Origin of the sequence: Ramlibacter sp. (genome assembly GCF_028292805.1) — a bacterium.
In the GTDB taxonomy this organism is placed as follows: domain Bacteria; phylum Pseudomonadota; class Gammaproteobacteria; order Burkholderiales; family Burkholderiaceae_C; genus Ramlibacter.
The window spans coordinates 1-2,605 of the sequence record NZ_JAQGLS010000158.1; the positions used below are offsets into that span (position 1 = coordinate 1).

1 protein-coding gene and 2 pseudogenes are annotated in these 2,605 nt (G+C 70.8%); all 3 read right to left on the bottom strand.

Annotated elements, in window-relative coordinates; translation table 11 throughout:
- Positions 1 to 552 (bottom strand): annotated as a pseudogene (locus JWP65_RS09465) (hypothetical protein); the annotation flags it as partial.
- A 74-nt stretch (positions 553 to 626) separates the two neighbouring features.
- Positions 627 to 1,466, bottom strand: a complete 840-nt coding sequence (locus JWP65_RS09470) for a hypothetical protein (protein ID WP_299763069.1) — start codon at positions 1,464 to 1,466, stop codon at positions 627 to 629.
- Positions 1,466 to 2,605: pseudogene (locus JWP65_RS09475) on the bottom strand (bacteriophage N4 adsorption protein A); the annotation flags it as partial. The gene JWP65_RS09470 and the pseudogene JWP65_RS09475, both read right to left, overlap by 1 nt.

The window sequence follows — 2,605 nt, forward strand, 5'->3', positions numbered from 1 at the left end:
GCCGCCATCGCGGGCGCGCTCGGTGCGCGCGGCGCGGGCGCGCGGCGGCGGTTCCTTGATCACCACGCCAGTGGGCCGCAGCGAAGGCGACATGACCGAGGCGAGCCGGATCGGCGACGCGCTCGGCACCGCACCGGCGCCGGCCGAGCGGGCGGCGGCGGCGGCTAGCACCGGGTCCGTGGGCATGGCCGGCAGCAGCGTGTAGGCTCGGGTGACGGTGCTGCCGCAACCGATGCGCAGCGAGACGGTGACCACCGGCTCGCTGATCAGAAGCCCCGACGCGATGCGGACCATGCGGTCGCCCGCCGGCCCACCGACGCTGGCGCGCACCTGGTCGCGCGGCAGGCGCTGCTCGCCATAGAAAACGTCGGCCTGGACGCACTCGTCGCGGCTGTCCGCCGAGGCAAAGCGCGCCGGCACCGACAACTCCAGGGGCCGTCCGATCCAGGGGTCGGAGACGACCGACCCGAGCGACTGGGCCGCCACCGGCAAGGCCATTCCCATCGGCACCAAAGCCGCGAGCAAGGTTGCGCGCGTAAGCAATGATTTCATGGCTTTACGGACTGTAAGAAGCTCGGCAGTGGCTTTCGTGTGGGAATGGCCGCGCTTTGCCCGTAGGACAAAACCTACTTACCGACCTTCTGCGCTGCGGCGAGTTCCTGCACCAGTTGCGAGGAGACATAGCGAGGACCCTCGAACAGGTAGATCGGAAAACCGGCGTAGGTGGCGAGCTGGGGACGCAGCTCGGCGAGTGTAGCTGGACGAAACCCGCCGCCCTGCTTGGGCCGGAACGCCTCGGCGATGACGCGCACCCGGTCGCGCCCGAGCCGGCGTGCCAGCACGTTGGCGTAGTGCCTGGCCACGAACGGCTCGCGCGCATGCACGCCGACGCCGTCCTGGAAAAACACGCCGACGTGCGGTGGCAGCCACTCGACCAGGCTTTGCGCCAGTTCCTCCGGCCCGACGTTGGCGCTGTCGTAGACGCTGATCCACAGCGGCGTGGGCAGCTCGCCCAGCAGCGGCTTGAGGAACGGCGCCTCCATCCAGGTCGGGTCGATCTCGACCGGGAAGTACCAGGCGGTGACGTTGACCGGGGGCGGCTTGGTCGCCAGCTGCGCCGACATCTTCACCAGCCCCTCGATGTCGGCGCGCGCCTTGCGCTCGTCGAAGTGGCCCGCCAGGCCCAGAATCACTTCCCTGGCCCAGGGCTGGGCCCCGATGTGCTTCCAGTCGGGCATCTTCGCGCCCGGCGCCAGCGTCGTGCCCTCGACGAACGCGAGGTCGTCGACGGCCGACCACTGCACCAGCAGCCGGTGCACCCCGAGCTTTTCCCAGTCGCCGCGCGGCTGGGTGTTCTCGTTGTCGATCTGCCAGACGATCCCCTCGATGGGCGGCACCACCGGCGAGGCGCAGCCGGCCAGCAGCGCCGCCGCCAGCAGCAGCCCGGGAAAGGCACTGCGCATCATCAGTACGACAGGAAGGTGTTCAGGTACAGGCCGCGCAGGCGGTCGTCACCCTTGATGCGGGCGCGATACTGCAGCGTCACGTCCCAGTACGAGCGCGGCGCGTGGTAGGTGTCCTCGCGAAACCAGTGCCGCAGGCTCACGCCCGGACCGGCGCCGGCCGAGACCTTGGAGACCGGGTCGTTCGAGCTGTATTCGGCCATCACCACGCCGTGCGGATAGAGCACGGTGCGGCCGCTGTTGCCCACCAGGTAGCTGCGCCCGAACATCACCTGCCCGACCCCGTAGTCGGTGCCCGCCTCCAGGTAGCGGCCGACCTCGGCGGAGATCCGCGTGGTCCACCAGCTGGGCATGTCGACCCGCAGGTCGCTGCCGACGTCGAGCGAATAACCGATCTGCGCCAGCCAGTCGTCATTGACGTTGCGGCCGAACACGCGGCTGAGCGACAGCACCACGTTGTGCGCCGTCAGCGGCTTCCAGCGCGCGCCGATGCCGCCCTGGAAGCTGTCGCCGCCGGTGAAGCCGGCGCCGCCGCCGTTGTCCAGCGTGGCGAAGCCGCGAGCGAACAGCTCGACGAACTTGCCGTTGCGATAACCCCAGGGCCGGTAGTAGGCCTCCACGCCGGCCTGCGTCGAGCGGTCGCTGACCGGCCCGCCGACGTTGCCGAAGCCGGGCTCGATGCCGGCACCGTTGCGCATGGTCAGCGAAGCCAGCACGCCCCAGCGGCGCGAGACGTCGGAGATGGTGCGGCGCGTGTCGAACACCATCTGCGGCTCCATCCGCAGCTGCAGCCCGTTGACGGCGTCGATGGCGCGCTTGAAGTAGTTGACGGCCTCGTGGTCCTCATGCCGGCGCATCGCGGTGTAGCCGGCATCCAGCAGCGAGGCCGGCGGCAGCGCGCCGGCGGCATCCGCCTGCGCGAAGGCGATCCGGGCCGCCTCGTCGTCGCCGATGCGGCTGGACAGGTAGGCATAGTCCAGGCGGCTTTGCGGCGTGGCTAGGGCCGCCGGCACGGAGGCCAGGCGCTCGCGCGCCTCGCGCGTGCGGCCCAGGTCCGCCAGGATCGAGGCCTGGGCGGCGACCGCCAGCTGGCCCGAGGCCAGCGCGGCCCGCGCGTCCTCGTTGGCGCCGTTCCCGTCGCC